Below are 18,517 nucleotides of genomic sequence, written 5' to 3'. Positions count from 1 at the left end.
GTGAGTACACATGGATGTGGCCGATGATGATCGGCATGCTCGGGTTCTGGCTGCTGGCACTGGCCGTGGTGATCGTCGGAGTCCGCAGCGTGCAGCGCCCTGAATCCCGCCCGAGTGCCCGCCAGATCCTGGATACTCGACTGGCCAGTGGCGACATCGACCAGCAGCAACACCGAGAGTTAGTCGCCGCGCTGACGAAGCAATGATCAGCCGACGTGGCGTCGTACTCGGGTCACTGCTCTCGGTGGCCGCGGTTGGCTGCACCCGGCGCTCAGAGAGCCCGCGCTTGATAGGCCCCGACTCAAGCGAGGTCTTCGCCCGCGAACGGGCCCGTCAACCCGCCCGCCAGGCAGTCGTCAATGCCCGGCTCCAAGCAACTCCGGCGACCGTCGACCTTGGTGAACGGGTCGTCGAGACGTGGACCTACAACGGCGATCTGCCCGGCCCGACGATCCGGGCAACGGCCGGGGACCTGCTCCGGGTCGACGTCACCAACGACCTCCCCGCCCAGACCAGCATCCACTGGCATGGCATCGCGCTGCGCAACGACATGGACGGCGTGCCGGGGCTGACTCAGGACCCGATCGACCCCGAAGAGTCGTTCCGCTACGAGTTCACCGTCCCCGACGCCGGCACCTACTTCTTCCACTCGCACAGCGGCGTCCAACTCGACCGCGGCCTGTACGGCACCCTGATCGTGGAGGATCCAGACGAGCCCGGCGGGTATGACGACGAGTGGGTGGTCGTCCTCGATGACTGGCTCGACGGGACCGGCCGCACCCCCGATGACACCCTGGCGACATTGCTGGCTCAGGGCGATCACGCGCACCGGATGCCGGGAATGGGCGGGGCCCGTACGTCGGTCTTGGGACCAGGCGGGGATGTCGACTATCCGTACTACCTGATCAACGGCCGCACCTCTGGGACCCCGGCCACCTTCACCGGCAAGCCAGGCGCCCGCATTCGACTTCGGATCGTCAATGCCGCCGCGGACACCGCCTTCCGGGTGGCCCTGGGCGGGCACCGACTCACCGTGACCCACTCCGACGGCTTTCCGGTCAGCCCGGTGACCACAGAGGCACTGGTGGTGGGGATGGGAGAGCGCTTCGACGCTCTGGTTGATCTCGGCGACGGGCAGTTCCCACTGGTGGCGGCCGCGGAAGGGAAGACCGGGGCCGCACGGGCGGTCGTGTCCACCGCCGCCGGGGACGCCTCGGATGGGCCCGTGAACGAACTGTCCGGACGCGTGCTGCTGGGCACCGGTCTCGTCGGCACCGAGGGCTCACGGCTTGCCAGCCGTGCCATCGACAGGACTCTCGACATCCGTCTGGGGGGCGGGATGCACGACTACCGCTGGACGCTCAACGGAGCCTCCTTTCCCGACTCCGAGCCGCTGCTGATCACCGCAGGGGAACGGGTCCGCCTCAGGTTCCGTAACCAGACGATGATGTTCCACCCGATGCATCTGCACGGCCATACGGTCGGGCTGGCGTCCACCGGCGCCCGCAAGGACACTGTGACGATGGGGCCGATGAGCACCCTGGAGGTGGACGTCGAGGCCGACAACCCTGGCCAGTGGGCACTGCACTGCCACAACGCCTACCATGCCGAAGCAGGCATGATGATGGTTCTCGGCTATCGCCGCTAGGGTGCGGCGGAGGACCCCGCGAGCATCCGTTCGGTCACCACGCCAGGCCGCAGATCGAGCCGCCGGAGCAGTTGGGCGTTGAGCGCGACCACCACGGTGGAGGCTGACATCAGCAGCGCCCCCACGCTCATCGGCAGCACGAACCCGGCGGGCGCCAGGATCCCCGCAGCGAGCGGGACTGCGACCATGTTGTAGCCGGCCGCCCACCACAGGTTCTGCTTCATCTTGCGGAACCCTGACCGCGACAACTCGATCACCGACAGCACCGACCGCGGGTCCGAACTTGCCAGGATGACGCCCGCGGACCCGATCGCCACGTCAGTGCCGGCGCCGATGGCGATACCGACGTCGGCCTGAGCAAGAGCCGGCGCATCGTTGACCCCGTCACCCACCATCGCGACCGTCCGCCCCTCTGCCTGGAGCTCGGCGACCTTGGCCGCCTTGTCCTCGGGACGTACGCCGGCGAACACCCGGTCGATGCCCAGTTCGCCGGCAACCGTGTCAGCCACGGCCTGGGCGTCACCGGTGATCATCACCACCTGCACTCCGAGCGCGTGCAGCGCCTGGACCGCTGCCGTCGATTCCGGGCGGATCTCGTCGGCGAGTCGCAGCGCCCCGATCACCTCGCCGCCCCTCATCACATGCAGGATGATGGCCCCTTCGGCGCGCCACTCCTCGGCGACCGTCAACTCGTCGACCTGATGCTCACTGAGCAGGTGCGGCCCGCCGACGCGGATCACCTCACCATCGACGGTCGCCTGCACACCCACTGCCGGTGACGAACTGAACGCGGAAGGCTCGCCCACCCGCAGCCCTCGCTCCCGGGCAGCTTCCACGATCGCTCGGGCCAGCGGATGCTCGCTCATCGACTCCGCAGCGGCAGCGAGTGCAAGCACCTGATCCGGTGTCCGGTTGCCCACCGGGTGCACTCCGGTGACCGTGGGTTCACCCTTGGTCAGAGTTCCGGTCTTGTCGAACAGCACCGAATCCACGCCTCGCATCGACTCCAGCGCGAGCCGGTCCTTGATCAGCACGCCACCCCGAGCTGCCCGCTCGGTCGCGATCGACACGACCAGCGGGATCGCCAGTCCGAGTGCGTGCGGGCAGGCGATCACGAGCACGGTCACGGACCTCACCACCGCGGCAGCCGGGAAGCCCAGCAGTATCCACACCAGCATGGTGACTGCGGCGGCGGCCAGGGCGAACCAGAACAGCAGCGCTGCGGCACGGTCAGCGATCCGCTGGGCTCGGGAGGAGGAGGCCTGCGCCTCGGCGACCAGGCGCTGGATCCCGGCGAGCGCGGTGTCGTCCCCGGTCGCCGTCACCCGCACCCGCAGCCCGGAGTCGGCAGCCACGGTGCCGGCGACCACCTGATCCCCGACCGTGCGCGACACCAGAACCGACTCGCCGGTGATCATCGACTCGTCCATGCTCGTGGTGCCGTCGATGACCTCGCCGTCCGCGGGCACCGAGGCTCCGGGACGGACGATCACCACGTCTCCGACCTGCAACTGGCCCGGCGGCACAGTGACGACCTGGCCGTCGACCAACTTCTCCGCCTCGTCGGGGAGCAGGGCCGCCAAGGAGTCCAGGGCAGAGGTGGTGCGGGCGAGGGACCGCATCTCGATCCAGTGCCCCAGCAGCATCACGGCCACCAGCAGGGCCAGTTCCCACCAGAAGTTGAGTTCGGGATCGAGCACTCCCAGGCTGGCACCCCAGGAGGCGAAGAACGCCACCGTGATCGCGAGTCCGATCAGGAGCATCATGCCCGGCTGCCGGGTGCGGATCTCCTGCACCGCTCCGGTCAGGAACGGCCACCCTCCCCACAGATAGATGACCGAGCCGAGCACCGGGGAGATCGTCCACAGCCAGGCCACGTCGGGGAGGTGGTACCCGATGAGGTGGGCGAACATCTCGTTGAAACCCACCACCGGTATGGCCAGCGCGAGAACCACGAGGAATCGGTCACGGAACTGCGCCTCGTGGCCGCCGTGCCCGCCACCATGACCACCTGCTCCAGGGTCACCCGTCGGCGTGTGGCCGGGCGCATGCGTGTCGTGGTGTGCGTGTGCGTGTGCGTCACCCATGTGCGCGATAATATACCCCCAGGGGGTATCTGTCGAGGGTAGAGCAGACCCCTCAGTCGCGGGTCTCGAACCGGATACCGGCGGCCTGCAACCGAGGCAGCAGCGCATCACCCATCGCCGCCGCGGGCGTCAGCACACCGGCCAGCGGCGGGTTGTCGTCCGAGGCCAGGCACATGGCCGCCTCGGCGAGCATCTTGGCGGTCTCGGTGTAGCCGGGGTCACCCCCACTGACCCGGGTGCGCACCGTCTGATCGCCGGCCTCGGCGACGAAGTCGACGGTGAACCACGACTTGGCGCGGCGGGCCTCGTCCGGCCCCTCGCCCTGCGGAACCTTCGAGGCCAGGAAGCGGCGCAGCGGACCTACTTGGGCGGCCGCGCCGATCGCGGCCACCCCGGCCACGCCCATTCCGGCGTACCGCAGGGTCTTGGTGCCGGCGAAGTGCGAGTAGCGGAACTTCGGGCCGTACGCCGGCAGGGCGGCGCCGCTGCGGGCCACCACCATCGGGTCGCAGGTGGGCAGCGGGAGCAGCCAGTAGCCGAGCAGCCGGTCCCGGTGCGGTTTGCCTGCCACGGCACGGGAACTGCGCCCCTGCGGCCTTGGCTCGGCCTGACGGCGGGCCACCATCGCCTCACGCATCTGCTTGGGCCGCGACATCGCGTGCAGCGTGGACGCGAACGTGCCCCCCGAGGGGGTGCCGCCGGCGCGGACCACACCGCGCACTGTGATCGGCACGTCGTCGGGCAACTGGGTCACGGTGAAGTAGACACCCAGGTCGTGCGGGATCGAGTCGAAGCCGCAGGCGTGCACGATCCGGGCACCCGACTCCACAGCGGTCTGGTGGTGAGCGACGTACATCCGGTCCATGAACTCGGGCTCGCCGGTGATGTCGAGGTAGTCGGTGCCGGCCTTGGCGCAGGCAGCGACCACCGGTTCGCCGTACTCGAGATAGGGGCCCACCGTGGTGGCCAACACCCGCGTCGAGGCGGCCAACGTCTCGGCCTGGGCGGGGTCGGAGATGTCGGCGACCAGCAGCGGCAGATCGGTGTACATCGGGTGGATCTCGACCAACCGGGCCCGGACCCGCTCGAGCTTGACGAGGGACCTGCCCGCCAGCGCCCAACGCAGATCGGTGGGCGCGTGACGAGCCAGATACTCGGCGGTCAGTCCGCCGGTGAAGCCGGTGGCACCCAGGAGCACCAGGTCGTGATCGCGATCAGTGGCCATGACCCCCACTCTTCCATGCCGTCCGCGGTGATTGCAGCCGGCAGGCACCCCACCTGCGTGAGGTGCCTGCCGGCGTGCGGAGACGGAGGCCGGGGCCGCCGCCGTGGCTTCAGTCGAGCAGGTAGCTCTGCCCGTCGAAGATGGCGAACAGCCCGCCGCTGGCCTCGAGGAGTTCGAGCCCGATCATCTCGGCGCTGCCACCACCCTGCGGGCAGTTGATCGCGCCCCCGGTCACCACCGGGTCACCGACGTAGCCGGTCAGGTTGAAGCCGGTGAACTGCTTCTGTCCCTTCACCTGGCGCGGGTCTCCGGCAACGCTGCCGGCCACCCCCTGGGACTTCTTGTTCGTCACCGTGTGCTTGATGATGTTGCCCTGCCCGGTGGTCGTCTCCCAGTAGCAGGTGACCTCGTAGGTCTCGGAGGAGTCATAGGAGAAGCCGACGGCGGCAGCGTTGGCCTGCAACTGCGCGTTGCTCCACCCCAAAGCAAGCTGCACATCGCCCTTGCCCACGAACCCGGTGCCGTCATCGGCGTTGAAGGTGACCGCGGCCAGGGCCTGACCGGCCGAGGAGAGCATCAGACCTGTGACCACCAGCGCAAGCAAAGACTTCTTCATGTGAACCTCCATCGATGATCACGTACCCCGTAGTTCACGTGTACGCCGGTAACCCCGCGACAAGAACGCTAGTGCTCCGGGCGCGCGGGCACCCGGAGCGAAGGACCCCTCATGACTGGTCCGTTCGGCCTAGGGAGCCCGGCCTGGGACGAGGCGGCACGGGCACCGGGAAACTTATCCAACCGTGCCTCTCAAAGCGCTGCGCGCCAGGACCTTGGTCCCTACCGTGGGCAGGTGGGAGCGGGGAGGGGCATCACGGCCAACAGGAGACCTGCAATGACACACATCAAACGGGGCGGACGGACGACCGGAGTGCTGGTCGCCATCGTGGCGCTCTTCGGATTCATGGCAGCGGGAGCATTCGCGGCGGATGACTTCGTCCCCGATGAGGATCAGGTGGAGATCGCTCAGGCGGCCACCTATGACGTCCCCATCACGCTGGTCGCCGGTGTCTTCAACCCCGGGCAGGACGACCAGTGTCAACTCCAGGGAGGCGGCCACTACGTCGAGGCCTCGGTGACCTCGTCCGACGAGGGCGTGGCCACGGTCTCGCCGTCCGCACTGAAATTCGACAACTGCGGGGACACTCGCACCATCACTATCACTGCGGTCGACTGCGGCGAAGCCGTGATCACCATCAAGGCCGTGAAATGGACCGCCCGTACCGGCTTCAACGCTGAGTTCAGTGACGGCGAGATCCGCGTCACCGTCACCAACTGCGACAACGGTGGCGGCGACCTCGAGGTCTGCGCCAAGCCAGCCGCACCGGCCTGGGCCAACGCGATCCTGCAGGCACACAACGGCTCCGTGCCGAAGAACCAGCAGATCAAGGCCAAGGCCTACGGAGACGCGGTCTCCGCCGTCGCCAAGGCCATGGAGAACGGTGCCACGTTCAACGGTGTGGCCAAGTCCGACCAGGACAACTACGCCCACGAGGTGTGGGAGTTCCTCGAGGACTACACCGGCAAGTCCCTGCCGCACCCGAGCGACCCCGGCGTCGCTCGACCGGGCTGGGCCTGCGTCAACGGCTGACCGATCGCACCTGAGGTGGCCCGTCCCGCAAGGGGCGGGCCGCCTCGCATCTGCGAACCGCCCCCTCGCATGACGGGACCTTGGTCCCAAGGTAGTTGTCTTTGCAATAGTCTTTACTTTCGTGGAGCGGGAGGGCAGCGAGCGAGAGGCCACGGCGTTCGTCCCCGGCCAGCGTGAGGCCCGATCCACGGCCCAGCCCGCACCGGCCGGCGGGAGGCGCTCGGCCCGCAGCAGGGAGCACTACCTCGACGTCGCGGTAGGACTCGCCAACCGATTCGCACAGCGCGGCCCCGGCACGGTCGCCGCGTTGGAGCACGTGTCCATCTCGTCAGTCGCCCAGGCAGCGGGGGTCACCCGCAGTGCGATCTATCACCTGTGGCCCTCACGGCAGGACTACTACGACGAGCTGCTGCGGTTCATGGTCGACTCAGACTGGACACTCCCCGGGGGCCCTACCTCGCCCGACTCGGGGAGCTTCGACGGGGACCTTGCCGCAGCCGTCAGCTGCCCCGCCACGATCTACGACGGCGTCCACACCGTGCTGCTCTCGGACCGCTCGTGCCTGCTGGAAACGGCCCTGGTCGGCCACGCCGGGCAGAAGAGGCCCCGACGGCAACTGGCTGCACGCCGACGCCGGCGGCAGCTGCGCTTCGCCTCACAGCTGCGCGACCTGCTCTCCACCACCGGACACCGCTGTGTGGACGGAATCGGCATCGGATCCCTCGCCGCCGCGCTGACGATCGCCGGCCAAGGCATCGGGGTCACCGGGCGTCTGGTCGACCGTCGCCATCTCCACTTCGACAGCGCCGCCTATGAGTCAGCCGACGACGCCGGACGGACCATGTTCGGACTCCACCAGTTCGCCATCGGCCGACTGCTCCTCCAAGACGGCGCCGGCAGCACCAGCGACGAGCACGCCTGGATCGCCCTGCCCGACCCGAGCACCCCGGCAGTCAGCCCGACCGGACGGCGCCGGCACTACCTTGAGCTCGGCGCCGCCGCGGCACACCGGACTGGCTATGACCACGCCGGCATCGGGCAAGCGCTCGGCTACGTCACCGCGGAGAGTCTCGCCAGGGCTGCGGGGGTCTCCCGCCGGACACTGGCCAACCACTGGCCCGACCAGGCCAGCCTGCGACTCGACCTGCTCCTCCACCTCCTCCGTCAGGATCGCCGAGGGCTGATCCAGGCGATCCGCGCCTGTCCGGACCGGGTGGACCCTCACCAGGCGCACACGCTGCTGCTTGATCTCGGCGACCGCCTCCACGCCCACCTGCTCAGACACCGCAACCAGGTCAGCTTCCTGGCCTTCGCCCCGCACTTCGACGAGTGCCGGGTCACCGAGCCGTTGCACCGCGAGCACGAGTCGCTCTTGCACCACCTGCACAGGGCGCTCGACTCGGTGCTGTGGAGGATCGGTCGCCGCCGGCGGCCAGGTGTCTCCGGCGAGCAACTGGCCACCGCGGTGCTGATCCTGGTCGACGGAGCGAACCGGATGCTGCGCACCGATCCGTCGCTGCTGCGGCCCTTGGTGACCTGGGGTGGTCGACGGCGTTCGCTCACCGCCGTGAGCCTGATGGCGATCATCGAGGCCCTGTGCGACACGGTGGATGTCGGACCCCCGGTGGCCGGCTATGCGGCGCTGATCAGCTGAGCCCAGCCGGCCACCGTGGGACTACCCCAACGACGGGCGCCGCCTCGAACCACCAGCGAACCCCACCATCAGCAGACCCAGGCCGACGAGGGCGGCAGCCAGCAGGGCCGGCAGCCACGAAGGGCCACCGACGTCCGGCAGTGCCCCAGCCGCGGCGACTCTGTCGGTGAGGTCGTGGGTGGTCGCGCACCCGGTGTTGCCGTCCTCGGCCGGCGCACAGACAGACCGTTCATCGGCACTGGTCACCACGTTCCGCAACTCTCGGTCGCCCCCCTCGGTGACCGTCACCGAATAGGTGAGTGTGACCACCTCGCCGACGCCCAGGTCGCCCGTCCACGTCAACGAGGTCCCGGCGAGCGTGGCAGACCCATTCGTCGCGTCGACGTCGTCATTCCAGACAGCGTCGTCGAGAACCTCGGTCAGGTCGTCGGTGATCGTCGCGCCCGGTACTGCACCGACGGTCGCGGCGATGCGGACCGTGTAGGTGATCACGTCGCCGACGTGCACCTCGCTCCCGGGGGCGGGGTCAGCGGTTTTGGAGAACTCATACCGCCCCGCCGAATGGGTCGTCGTACAGTGCTCGGGCATCCGGCAACCCGGCGAGGCCACCACGTTGGTGAGCACAGCGTCGCCGTCGGCCTGCAGGTCCTCCAACTCCTTGACGGTGACCGAGTACGTGATCGTCGCGGTGCCACCTACCGGCACCTCCCCTTCCCAGGTGAGCATGTCGCCGGAGAGAGCCACCGTGCCGAGATCGGCAGCCACGTCGTCGTTGTAGACCGCGTCGTCCAAGACCGCCGACAGGTCATCGGAGAGCACCGCTCCCGCCGGTACGTCGCCGACCTGGGTCACCGTGATCGTGTAGGTGATGACGTCGCCGGGGTTGACCACCGAACCCGATTCGGGGTCGGAGCTCTTCACCACGTGATAGTCGGTGACCACCAGCGGTGCCGAGGTCCGCATCACCAGTTCGGTGTGCTCGGCCCGGGCCTGGGCCCGGTTCCAGTAGACGTCCTGAGGCTGGGCACCCTCGGTGGTGATGACCACCCCGAAGGCGAACGACTCACCCGGAGCCAACTCGGCGCCGATCACCCTGATCGCCGTCGGTGAGGCAGGGGGCGTCGTGGTCCAGCCCACCGTGTTCCCGGACGGGTCGCCGGCGGAGCCGTTGGCAGGATCGGCCGGATCGTCGGTCAGGGTCGCCGGGTCGGCGTCGGTGTAGTAGACGATCCCCCCATCCGGCAGCACCACCTCGTCGAGTGCGTAGCTTCCGGAGAACGACGTCCCCCGACCGTCACCGTTGTACGGCAGGATGTCGATGGTGTCGGTGAACGCCTGCGGGAGCGGATCGAACGAATCGATGCGGATCGTCCACGAGCCGGTCCCGACCCCGTCGCCCATCCGGTTGGGGATGTAGTCGACGTCGGCGGTCTTCAGGATCAGCGTGTGCCCGTTGGTGGTCAAGGAAACCGTGGCGCTCGCCAGCCGGGAGTCCGCACCGTCGTAGCTCGCGTAGGCCACGTTGGTCAGGCGGCTGCCCGGCTCGACGCTGCTGTCGGCCACCGCCGCATAGGTCAGGGAGAGTCCGGAGACGTTGGTCGGCACGCCGTCGAGGGTCCAGGTCAGCACCTGCTGGCCCATGCTCTCCGACACCACCGGCTCGGGGTCGGCCGAGCCCGGCTCGTAGGTCATGCCGAGCGGCAGCGTGTCGATGATCTGGAAGCCGTCGACGGTGGGCGGGAGCATGGCCGAGCCGGTGGCGGCATAGGTCAGCGTGAACTCGGCCGGAACGCCCGGTGTCACCGTCGCCTGCGCAGCCGACTTGACGATCGTCGGCTGGACGCTGACCGTGCGCAGGATGTCGCGGCGCCCGGTCGTGTTCGGATAGCGGGCGTCCGGAGTCGAGGTGATCGCATTCCCGGAGGCGGGCCCGGCCCACTGACCGTCGCCCTGAAGCACCCCGCCGAACATCCACACGTCCTGACCGGTCGGCAGGGTCGGGTCGACCTCGAACTGGACCCACACCCCGAGCCGGACGAAGCTGTCGATCGAGTACCGGGAGTAGTCCCAGGTGGCGCGAACCGCGTGCACGGTGGTCGGGTCGGCCGGCTCGGCACTCACCCATCCAGCGGCGCCCTGGCAACTGAACTGGTCGGGGTCAGCGGGTTGCGGCCCGACGTACCACTGCATCGTGTCGTACGGGGCGGTGTCGAGTTCGTGGAAGGCGTGCGGAGCTGCGGCATCCTGGCCCATCACCACGGCGGAGCCGGGCACGTACGTGCCGAATGCGGTGTCGAGGGTGACGCAGGAGCCGTAGGCGCCGCTCTCGGTCCCACCACGGAACGTATTGAGGGACTGCGCCTGGACTACGGTGCCCGACGGCACCCGGTAGGTGTCGTCCCACTGCGTGCCTCCGGAGCCGGTGAACCCCCGGCGCCACGAGGCCGCCCAACTGCCCGGCAGTGTGTAGGACTTGTTCGTGGTGTTGTTGGCGGCGATATCGGTGAACTCCAGCCCGGTGACCGAGGTGTAGGTCGGCGCGCTCGACACCAGGTTGATCGAGCCCGCTGCATCGGTGTCGACCTCGAAGAAGAGGGAACCTGCGGCCACGTACACCCAATCGGGGTCGAGCGAGGTGTTGGCCGAATCCCGCGCAAGGGCGGGCAGGAGCGAGTAGTCGATGCCGGTCAGGGTGAGCGCGAAGGTGCTCGGGCCGGTCTGGGTGAGCGTGCACGTGTCGACGAAGTTGGCGTTGCGGGCAGGGAGGTCCGGACGAGCGGAGAACGGGTGGCCCTCTGCGCCCCCGAAAGCGTGCGGGGTGCAGCCGCCGGTGAAGTCACCCTCCAGGCCGAGGTCATCGACGATGTCCTGTCGCCACTCCGAGCCGATACTCACCGGGGATCCGTCCGCGGCGGTCACGTTCAGCGAGTAGGTCACTGAGTCCGGCCCGACGTCCGAGCCGGTCCCGAGCCTCAGCGTCCACTGGATGTCCACGGTCGACGCCGTCGGGTCGACGATGTCGGGGGTCCAGTTCTGTCGGTTGGTGTTCTGGCCGTAGTAGATGTCCATCCGGAAGTCGTTCAGGATCTCGATCGGCGGCAGTGCCACCGTCTGGCCGTCGATGGTGCCGTCGTGGGTGATCTGGTCACCGGTAGCACCGTCGGCGACGACCGGGGTCTGCACCACCACGGCAGTGCCCATGGCGACGGTGCCGAGGTTGCACACCAGCGTCCGACCGTCGTTGGTGATCGAGGAGACCGGTTCGACGTCCGTGGTACGGCAGATGTCCGGGATGCTGTCGAACAGGGCGTGGGTGAGGGTGAACTCGACCGTGACGTTCTCGACCGGCTCGTTGGCGGGCGGCTCCGCCGAGTCGTTCACGTTGACACGCCACTCGGCGACGACGGGCTCACCCCGACCGATGGTGGTCGGCGCGTTCAGCCAACTACCAGTGATCTCGTAGACCGGCGGCCCAGCCTGCTGGGCGGCCAACTCCAGAGCTCTCGCGTCGGCATCGGCCTCGGCCGTGGCGTCGGTATCAACGGCCGCCTCACCGGTGGAGGTCTCGACCTCTGCGATCACGGCTGCACCCTCGACCTCGGCCTCGATCGCAGCTTCGTCTTCGGCCCCGATCTGGGCATCGGCTTCGGAGACGGCTTCCTCACCTGCGGCATCGGCGACCTCAGTGGGGTCGACCTCAGCTCCGGCGGCAGCCAACTCGACGGAGGCCTCGGTGGGCTCCTCGGCCGCATTGGCCGTCCCCGCGGGCAGCAGTGCAGCCAGGAGCAGCAATGACAGCAGCCAGAGCACCGACTGCGGCGCCTTCCGCCTCGTTCGCGTTGACGTGTGTCGTCGGTGGGTCTGGGTCACCATGCCGGTTGCCTCCGTCGTGTCCGCACCACCCGTCCGAGCCCAGGCGCCGCGCAACCGAGCCGAGATCCGGGAGTGGCAATGTCGAATCAGCGCGACCTGAGAACTCCGCGCCACTCGGAATCTCCCAGAGCCTCGACCACCACCGCTAGCGGACACCATGGGAAAAGAACCCGGACAGGGGTGTTGGTCGCCCACTCGGGAACCGAACACGCATCGCGCGCGTCCCACCCCTGACCACGGGAGGCACCGATGTCCAAGATCACCGTCGCCACGGCGACCACACTCGCCGTTGCGGCCGCGTTCACGGCCGGGATGGTCATCGGCGGGCAGCCGCAGGAGGAACCGGGTGCGTCCGGCCCAACCAGTCCCGGGGTGGCTGGGCCGGACGTCTCCTCCGATCCGATCCGGCTCACCGGCAGCGGCCGCGTGCTGGCCCCGACCGGCGACTGCGACCACCTGCTCGCGGTGTACGTGGACAAGGGGGTCGAACAGGTCGGCCCTGCGGGGTGGGGGAACTACTGGGGGCCGGCGTGGGGGCTGAGATCGGGCATGCCCGCCACCAACCTGGTGGAGGACTCCCGCGCCGTCGCCGCCGACAGGGCCCAGCCGTTGATGAGCGGGCAGTCCAACAGCGCGACCGGCACCAACGTGCAGGAGGCCGGCGTCGACGAGCCCGACCACGTCAAGACCGACGGGGAGCGACTCTTCCGCATCACCCGTGGCCGGATCACGGCGTACGACGTCACCGGCGCGGCGCCCGTCGAGGTCGGCGAACTGAAGGTCACAGCGCTTCCGGCGGCCGAACTGTTGCTGGTCGGCGACCGGCTGGTGGTCATCGGCGAGGCCAGCGGGAACCGCTGGGAGAGGCAGGGCACCGCGGTCACGGTGCTCGACGTGACCGATCCGGCCTCGATGACGGTGATCTCCGAGCAGACCTGGTCGGCGACCCTGGTCACCGCCCGACAACACGGCCACAGCGTCCGACTGCTGGCCCAGGCCGGCTTGCCGGAGCTGGACTTCCGGCAGCCACGCCGCCAGCGCGGCTATGCCGCAGCACTGGAGCACAACCGGGACCTGATCCGGGCAACCACCATCGACGACTGGTTGCCCACCGTCACCACCCGGCACCCCGACGGCACCGAGACCACCGAACGACTCGTCGACTGCGACGAGGTGTCAGTGCCCGACGACGACTCCGGCCTGGACACCCTCGTGGTCGCCGCCTTCGACGCCCTGGACCCCGACACCGTCACACGGTCCGGGCTGGTCACCGGCTCGGATCTGGCCTACTTCTCGCACGACCGGATGTACCTGGCCACCGGCGGATGGTGGCGAGCACCCGTATGGCCGATCGACGTGGTCGGGCGCGGCCGGATCGCCCCACAGTTCTGGGACGACCACGGCCGCACCTACCTGCACGCCTTCACCCTGGATGGTCTGTCCACCCGCTACCTGGCCAGCGGCGAGGTGAAGGGCCGAGTCGCCGACCGCTGGTCGATGGATGCCGCCGACGGGGTGCTGCGGGTGGCTGTGGGAGCCACCGAGGAGACCGGCAACTTCAACTCGGTGATCACCTTGACCGAGGACGGAGCCGAACTGGTCGAGGTCGGTCGGGTGGACAAACTCGGCGTCAACGAGGACATCAAGTCGGTGCGCTGGTTCGACGAGATGGCGGTGCTGGTGACCTTCCGCACCGTGGACCCGCTCTACGTCATCGACCTGCGCGACGCCACGGCACCGGTGCTGCTGGGTGAGCTGAAGATCCCCGGCTTCTCCGAGTACCTGCACCCCCTCGGTGGGCGACGGATCATCGGCGTCGGCCAGGACGCCAACGAGCGCAACGGCCGACTGCGCGGCGCCCAGGTGGCGCTCTTCGACCTCGCCGACATGACCGACCCCAAGCGGGTCTCCACGATCAAGTACGACCGGGGCACCCAGGCCGGAGCGGGACGCGATCCGCGCCAGTTCACCTGGCTGCCCGGCCGGCGTACCGCGCTGACGGTGATCTCCGACGGGTGGCGGGGTCGCACCGGCTGGGTGTCGGTGCTCGAGGTGCGCGGCGGCCGGTTGCACGACCGGCTGGTCGAGGTCGAGTACGGCCGCGACATCGACCGCGTCCGGCTGATGCCGGTCAACAACGGCCAGGTGGTGCTGGTGACCGGCGACGAGGTGGCCTTCCTGGACCTGTGAGAGCGGCCGAGCCTCAGCGCCAACGACGAAGGCGCTGCACCTGCGGGAGCGCCACACGCTGCGTACCCTGAAGGCATGTGCCGCAACATCCGCCCGCTCCACAACTTCGAACCCCCGGCCACCGACGACGAGGTCGCCGCCGCGGCGCTGCAGTTCGTCCGCAAGGTCAGCGGCAGCACCAAACCCTCGCTGGCCAACCAGGCGGCCTTCGATGCCGCCGTCGCCGAGATCACCGCCGCCACCCGACGGCTGGTCGACTCCCTGGTGACCAGCGCACCACCGAAGGACCGGGAGGTCGAGGCCGAGAAGGCGCGCGCCCGGGCCGCGGTGCGCTACGCCCGATGACCACGGCCGCGTCGACGTCGCTGACCACTACCCTGGCGGCGTTGGCCGACCGCCGGCTGGTGGTGCTGACCGGCGCCGGAGTGAGCACCGACTCCGGGATCCCCGACTACCGCGGCCCCGGGGCGCCGGATCGACGACCGATGACCTTCCAGGAGTTCGTCTCCTCACCGGCCGCCCAGCAGCGGTACTGGGCGCGCAGCCACCTGGGCTACCAGCGGATCGGGCACGCCACACCCAACGCCGGCCACCGGGCGCTGGCCGCGACCCCGGCGATCGACCTCCTGATCACCCAGAACGTCGACGGCCTGCACGAGGCCAGTGGGCAGCAGCCGATGGTCGCCCTGCACGGCCGGGTCTCCGACGTGGTCTGCCTCGACTGCCGGGCCTCCTCCCCGCGGGCCCGACTTCAGGACCGGCTCACCGCAGCCAACCCCGACTTCCTCACCATTCACGCGGCGGCACCCGCGCGACCCGACGGGGACGTGGAGCTGGCCGCCACCGCGAGCTTCGTCGTACCCGGCTGTGAGGCGTGTGGAGGGCGCCTCAAACCCGATGTGGTCTTCTTCGGTGAGAACGTCCCCCGTGGCCGGGTGCAGCGTTGCCTGGAGGCCGTCGATGCGCTCGCCACCAACGGCGGTGCGCTGCTGGTGGTCGGCTCGTCGTTGACGGTGATGAGCGGGCTGCGCTTCGTGAAACGGGCCGCCGCCGCCGGTGTGGACGTGGTCATCGTCAACCGTGGCGCCACCCGGGGCGACGCCGCCGCCACCCTGCGGCTGGGGGCAGGATGCAGCGAGTTCCTCACCCTGCTGGCCGCGCATCGGCGGGCACCGGCCCGCGTCTGAGAACGCGCGCGTGCGAACGCCTCAGGTACGGCGTACGAAGATGTGCTCGGCCGCCTCGGGGACGATCTCGGCGGTCTCGCCGCCCGAGCCGACCAGGACGCCCTCGTCGGTGGCCACCACGGTCACCGACTTGTCCGGCGTGGCACCGACGCGGTGCAGCGCGCTCATCAGGTCCTCGTCCTTCTGCATCTCCTCGGAGATGCGCCGGACCCGGACCCTGGCCTCGGTGGGCCCGGCCACCTGAGCGAGCGACTCAACGCCCTCCATGAAGTCCTCGCCGCGGTCCTGACCCAGCTCCTCCAGACCCGGGATCGGGTTGCCGTACGGCGACTCGGTGGGGTGGTCGAGCAACTCGATCAGGCGGCGTTCCACCGCCTCACTCATCACGTGCTCCCAGCGGCACGCCTCCGCGTGCACGTGCTCCCAGTCCAGGCCGATGACATCGGTCAGCAGCCGCTCGGCGAGCCGGTGCTTGCGCATCACCCGAGTGGCCAGCCGGCGACCCTCCTCGGTGAACTCCAGGTGCCGGTCGCCCTCGACCGTCAGCAAGCCGTCGCGCTCCATCCGGGCCACCGTCTGGGAGACGGTCGGCCCCGATTGGTGCAGGCGCTCGGCGATCCGCGCCCGCAACGGGACGATTCCCTCCTCGACCAGTTCATAGATGGTCCGGAGGTACATCTCGGTGGTGTCGATGAGATCGCTCACGCCCCCATTGTGTCCCATCGTCCCTCCCGGCACGGCCGGTGGGCCGAAGGTCCCGGAACGTTGTCCGTTCGGCTCACTTTGACAGGGAACGATGCCGGTCCGACCCAACGTCGCGACGGAGCGTCGCTGGATCAGACACAATGGCCGGATGATCCGCATCTTCCTGCTCGACGACCACGAGGTCGTGCGACGTGGCCTGCGCGACCTGATGGAGTCCGAGGACGACATCGAGGTGGTCGGCGAGGCCGGGGTGGTCGAGGGCACTGCCGAGCAGATCCTCGCCCTGGCCCCGGACGTGGCGGTCCTCGACGGGCGCCTGCCCGACGGCAGCGGTGTCGACGTGTGTCGCGACGTACGCTCGGCCAACCCCGACATCCGGGCGCTGATCCTCACCTCCTACGACGACGACGAGGCACTCTTCGCGGCGATCCTGGCTGGTGCGGCCGGCTACCTGCTCAAGCAGATCGACGGTCCGGCGCTGCTGGACTCGGTCCGCCGGGTGGCCGCGGGCCAGTCCACCATCGACCCCTCACTCACCGCGCGGGTGATCGCCCGGGTCCGCGACGGGGAGCCTGAGCAGCCGGCCGAACTGGCCGCCCTGAACCAGCGTGAGCGGCAGATCCTCGAGCTGATCGCCGAGGGGCTGACCAACCGCCAGATCGGCGAGAAACTGTTCCTGGCCGAGAAGACGGTCAAGAACAACGTGTCCGGCCTGCTGGCGAAGTTGGGCCTACAGCGACGCACCCAGGCCGCGGTGCTGGCCTCCAAACTGCTCAGCTGAACGCTCAGGCATCCACCGGGATCCGCCAGGTCAGGCGAGCCCCGCCACTGGTCCCGGCCCCCAGAGTCAAGGTGCCACCCGCCTCGACGGCACGGGTCCGAGCGTTGCGCAGCCCGCTCTCCTGACGCTCCGGAGGCAGCCCGACCCCGTCGTCGGTGACCAGCAACTGCAACCAGTGCTCGTCGGCCGAGACCTCGATCTCGCAACTGCCCGCACGAGCGTGCCGGGCCACGTTGGACAGCGCCTCGCGCAGCACCGTCATCAACTGCGCCGCCGCGGTCGGGGTCACGTTGAGGTCCAGCGGACCCACGGTGCGCAGGGTGGGCACGAAACCCAGGGTCGCGGCGTACTCACGGGCCAGCGAGGTGAGGTCGGTGCGCAGCGACGCCTGCTGCCGGTTCTGCAACTCGAAGATGCTGGCCCGGATCTCCCGGATGGTCACATCGAGCTCGTTGACCGCGCCGTCGAGTCGGCTGATCACGTCCGGGTCGGCGGTGAGCCGGCGGGCCCCCTGGAGTTGCAGTCCGGTGGCGAAGAGCCGCTGGATCACCACATCGTGAAGGTCGCGGGCGATCCGCTCCCGATCGGCGGTCAGCAGCAACTCGCGGCGGTCCACCAGGGCCTGGGCGCGGTCCAGGGACAGCGACGCCTGATCGCCGTACGCGGTGAGCACCTCCAGTTCACCGTCGTCGATCCGGTGTGTCGGGTCGACGGCCAGGACCAGAACTCCGGGGTGGGCCAGGTGGGCGCGCAGCGGCACCAGCACCCAGGTGTCACGACCCCGGACCACGATGCGCGCGCCGGAGCCCGGCTCGCGCAGTTGGGCCTCGTCGGCGTCGAGCAGTGCCCTGATCTGCTGCATCGCGGGCCCGCCACCGGCAGCGATCTGGACACCGTCGGGGAGCAGGTGCACGACTGCGGCGGCTATGGCGCCGGTGAGCACTCGGGCGCCGAGCACCACCTGGCCGAAGGCCTCGTCGAGGCGGACCGGCGGTTGCAGCGCTTCGGCGACCAGCGTGGTCGCCTCGAGCAGTCGGCGGCGCTGCTCGCTCAGCGCATAGGCGCGGGCGTGGCCGAGAATGACGCCGGCAGTCCCGGCGAGCGTGTCCAGGACCACCCGGTCGTGGTCGGTGAAGCCGGTCGACCTGCCCCAGACCCGGAGCTCACCCTGGACGGCGCCGCGCACCCGCACGTCGGCCACTGACCCGGCGGCCTCGGTGCCGTGTGACCGTAGGCCACGCCGGTGTTTCGGGTCAGCGGTGACGGTGCGGTGGGTGATCGCCCCGCTCAGGGCCCCGTCGGCGTGGTGGAGCGCCAACTCGCCGGCGCTGGCCCCGGTCAGGGTGCAGGCAGACACCACGATCCCGCGGAGCACCTCACGCAGCTCGGAGTCGGCGTCCCCCACCCCACTGGACTCCCCCACCCCACTGGACTCCCCCACCCCGCCGCTCGTCGACCCGCTCCCTGCCACCCCGGCACCGTACCCCGCCGAAGTGGGGTTTGTGGCCGGCCGAGGTGG

At 69.5% G+C, this 18,517-nt stretch carries 14 protein-coding genes; 8 read left to right on the top strand and 6 right to left on the bottom strand.

The genetic code is table 11. The features are described 5' to 3' along the window. Nucleotides 1-23 precede the first annotated feature (23 nt). Both JKG67_RS10875 and JKG67_RS10870 read left to right on the top strand, forming a co-directional pair. On the top strand, nt 24-206 hold the full coding sequence (locus tag JKG67_RS10875) for a hypothetical protein (RefSeq protein WP_203337317.1): 183 nt from the start codon (nt 24-26) through the stop codon (nt 204-206). Further along, a complete protein-coding gene (locus JKG67_RS10870) occupies nt 203-1,648 on the top strand; it encodes a multicopper oxidase family protein (RefSeq protein ID WP_203337316.1) in 1,446 nt (481 codons plus the stop codon). The genes JKG67_RS10875 and JKG67_RS10870 overlap by 4 nt, the downstream gene beginning before the upstream one ends. On the opposite strand, the gene JKG67_RS10865 is transcribed toward JKG67_RS10870, so the two are convergent. From JKG67_RS10865 to JKG67_RS10855, 3 genes are all read right to left on the bottom strand, one after another. Beyond that, a complete protein-coding gene (locus JKG67_RS10865) occupies nt 1,645-3,735 on the bottom strand; it encodes a heavy metal translocating P-type ATPase (protein WP_203337315.1) in 2,091 nt (696 codons plus the stop codon). The genes JKG67_RS10870 and JKG67_RS10865 overlap by 4 nt on opposite strands. A gap of 52 nt (nt 3,736-3,787) precedes the next feature. Next, entirely contained in the window at nt 3,788-4,960 is a 1,173-nt protein-coding gene (locus tag JKG67_RS10860) for a saccharopine dehydrogenase family protein (protein WP_203337314.1), read from the bottom strand. Between the two features lie 109 nt (nt 4,961-5,069). Further along, entirely contained in the window at nt 5,070-5,576 is a 507-nt protein-coding gene (locus JKG67_RS10855) for a hypothetical protein (protein WP_203337313.1), read from the bottom strand. Between the two features lie 276 nt (nt 5,577-5,852). On the opposite strand from JKG67_RS10855, the gene JKG67_RS10850 reads away from it, so the two are divergent. Both JKG67_RS10850 and JKG67_RS10845 read left to right on the top strand, forming a co-directional pair. Then, complete coding sequence (locus JKG67_RS10850; RefSeq protein ID WP_203337312.1) at nt 5,853-6,608, top strand: hypothetical protein; 756 nt, start codon at nt 5,853-5,855, stop codon at nt 6,606-6,608. A 121-nt stretch (nt 6,609-6,729) separates the two neighbouring features. After that, a complete protein-coding gene (locus JKG67_RS10845; RefSeq protein WP_203337311.1) occupies nt 6,730-8,262 on the top strand; it encodes a TetR/AcrR family transcriptional regulator in 1,533 nt (510 codons plus the stop codon). Between the two features lie 21 nt (nt 8,263-8,283). On the opposite strand, the gene JKG67_RS10840 is transcribed toward JKG67_RS10845, so the two are convergent. Continuing rightward, a complete protein-coding gene (locus JKG67_RS10840) occupies nt 8,284-12,072 on the bottom strand; it encodes a DUF7927 domain-containing protein (RefSeq protein WP_203337310.1) in 3,789 nt (1,262 codons plus the stop codon). 312 nt (nt 12,073-12,384) lie between these two features. Here JKG67_RS10840 and JKG67_RS10835 point away from each other — a divergent pair, with 312 nt between their 5' ends. The 3 genes from JKG67_RS10835 to JKG67_RS10825 all read left to right on the top strand — a co-directional run bounded on the left by JKG67_RS10835 (nt 12,385) and on the right by JKG67_RS10825 (nt 15,512). Continuing rightward, nucleotides 12,385-14,325, top strand: a complete 1,941-nt coding sequence (locus JKG67_RS10835; protein WP_203337309.1) for a beta-propeller domain-containing protein — start codon at nt 12,385-12,387, stop codon at nt 14,323-14,325. 75 nt (nt 14,326-14,400) lie between these two features. Next, a complete protein-coding gene (locus JKG67_RS10830) occupies nt 14,401-14,670 on the top strand; it encodes a DUF2277 domain-containing protein (protein WP_203337308.1) in 270 nt (89 codons plus the stop codon). Further along, on the top strand, nt 14,667-15,512 hold the full coding sequence (locus JKG67_RS10825) for a Sir2 family NAD-dependent protein deacetylase (RefSeq protein ID WP_203337307.1): 846 nt from the start codon (nt 14,667-14,669) through the stop codon (nt 15,510-15,512). Before JKG67_RS10830 ends, JKG67_RS10825 begins: the two co-directional genes overlap by 4 nt. 21 nt (nt 15,513-15,533) lie before the next feature. On the opposite strand, the gene JKG67_RS10820 is transcribed toward JKG67_RS10825, so the two are convergent. After that, entirely contained in the window at nt 15,534-16,217 is a 684-nt protein-coding gene (locus tag JKG67_RS10820) for an iron-dependent transcriptional repressor DtxR (RefSeq protein ID WP_203337306.1), read from the bottom strand. A 148-nt stretch (nt 16,218-16,365) separates the two neighbouring features. Between JKG67_RS10820 and JKG67_RS10815 the strand changes: the two genes are divergently transcribed. Further along, nucleotides 16,366-16,998 carry a response regulator gene (locus JKG67_RS10815; protein ID WP_203337305.1) on the top strand — a complete coding sequence of 211 codons (633 nt, stop codon included), beginning with the start codon at nt 16,366-16,368 and terminating at the stop codon, nt 16,996-16,998. Nucleotides 16,999-17,002: 4 nt separating this feature from the next. Here JKG67_RS10815 and JKG67_RS19070 read toward each other — a convergent pair whose 3' ends face one another. Further along, nucleotides 17,003-18,469 carry a sensor histidine kinase gene (locus tag JKG67_RS19070; RefSeq protein ID WP_203337304.1) on the bottom strand — a complete coding sequence of 489 codons (1,467 nt, stop codon included), beginning with the start codon at nt 18,467-18,469 and terminating at the stop codon, nt 17,003-17,005. Nucleotides 18,470-18,517: the final 48 nt, after the last annotated feature.

Origin of the sequence: Nocardioides limicola, assembly GCF_016827675.1 — a bacterium.
Lineage (GTDB): Bacteria > Actinomycetota > Actinomycetes > Propionibacteriales > Nocardioidaceae > Nocardioides > Nocardioides limicola.
Note: the sequence above shows the minus strand (reverse complement) of the source record. Positions and strands in the feature narration are given on the sequence as shown.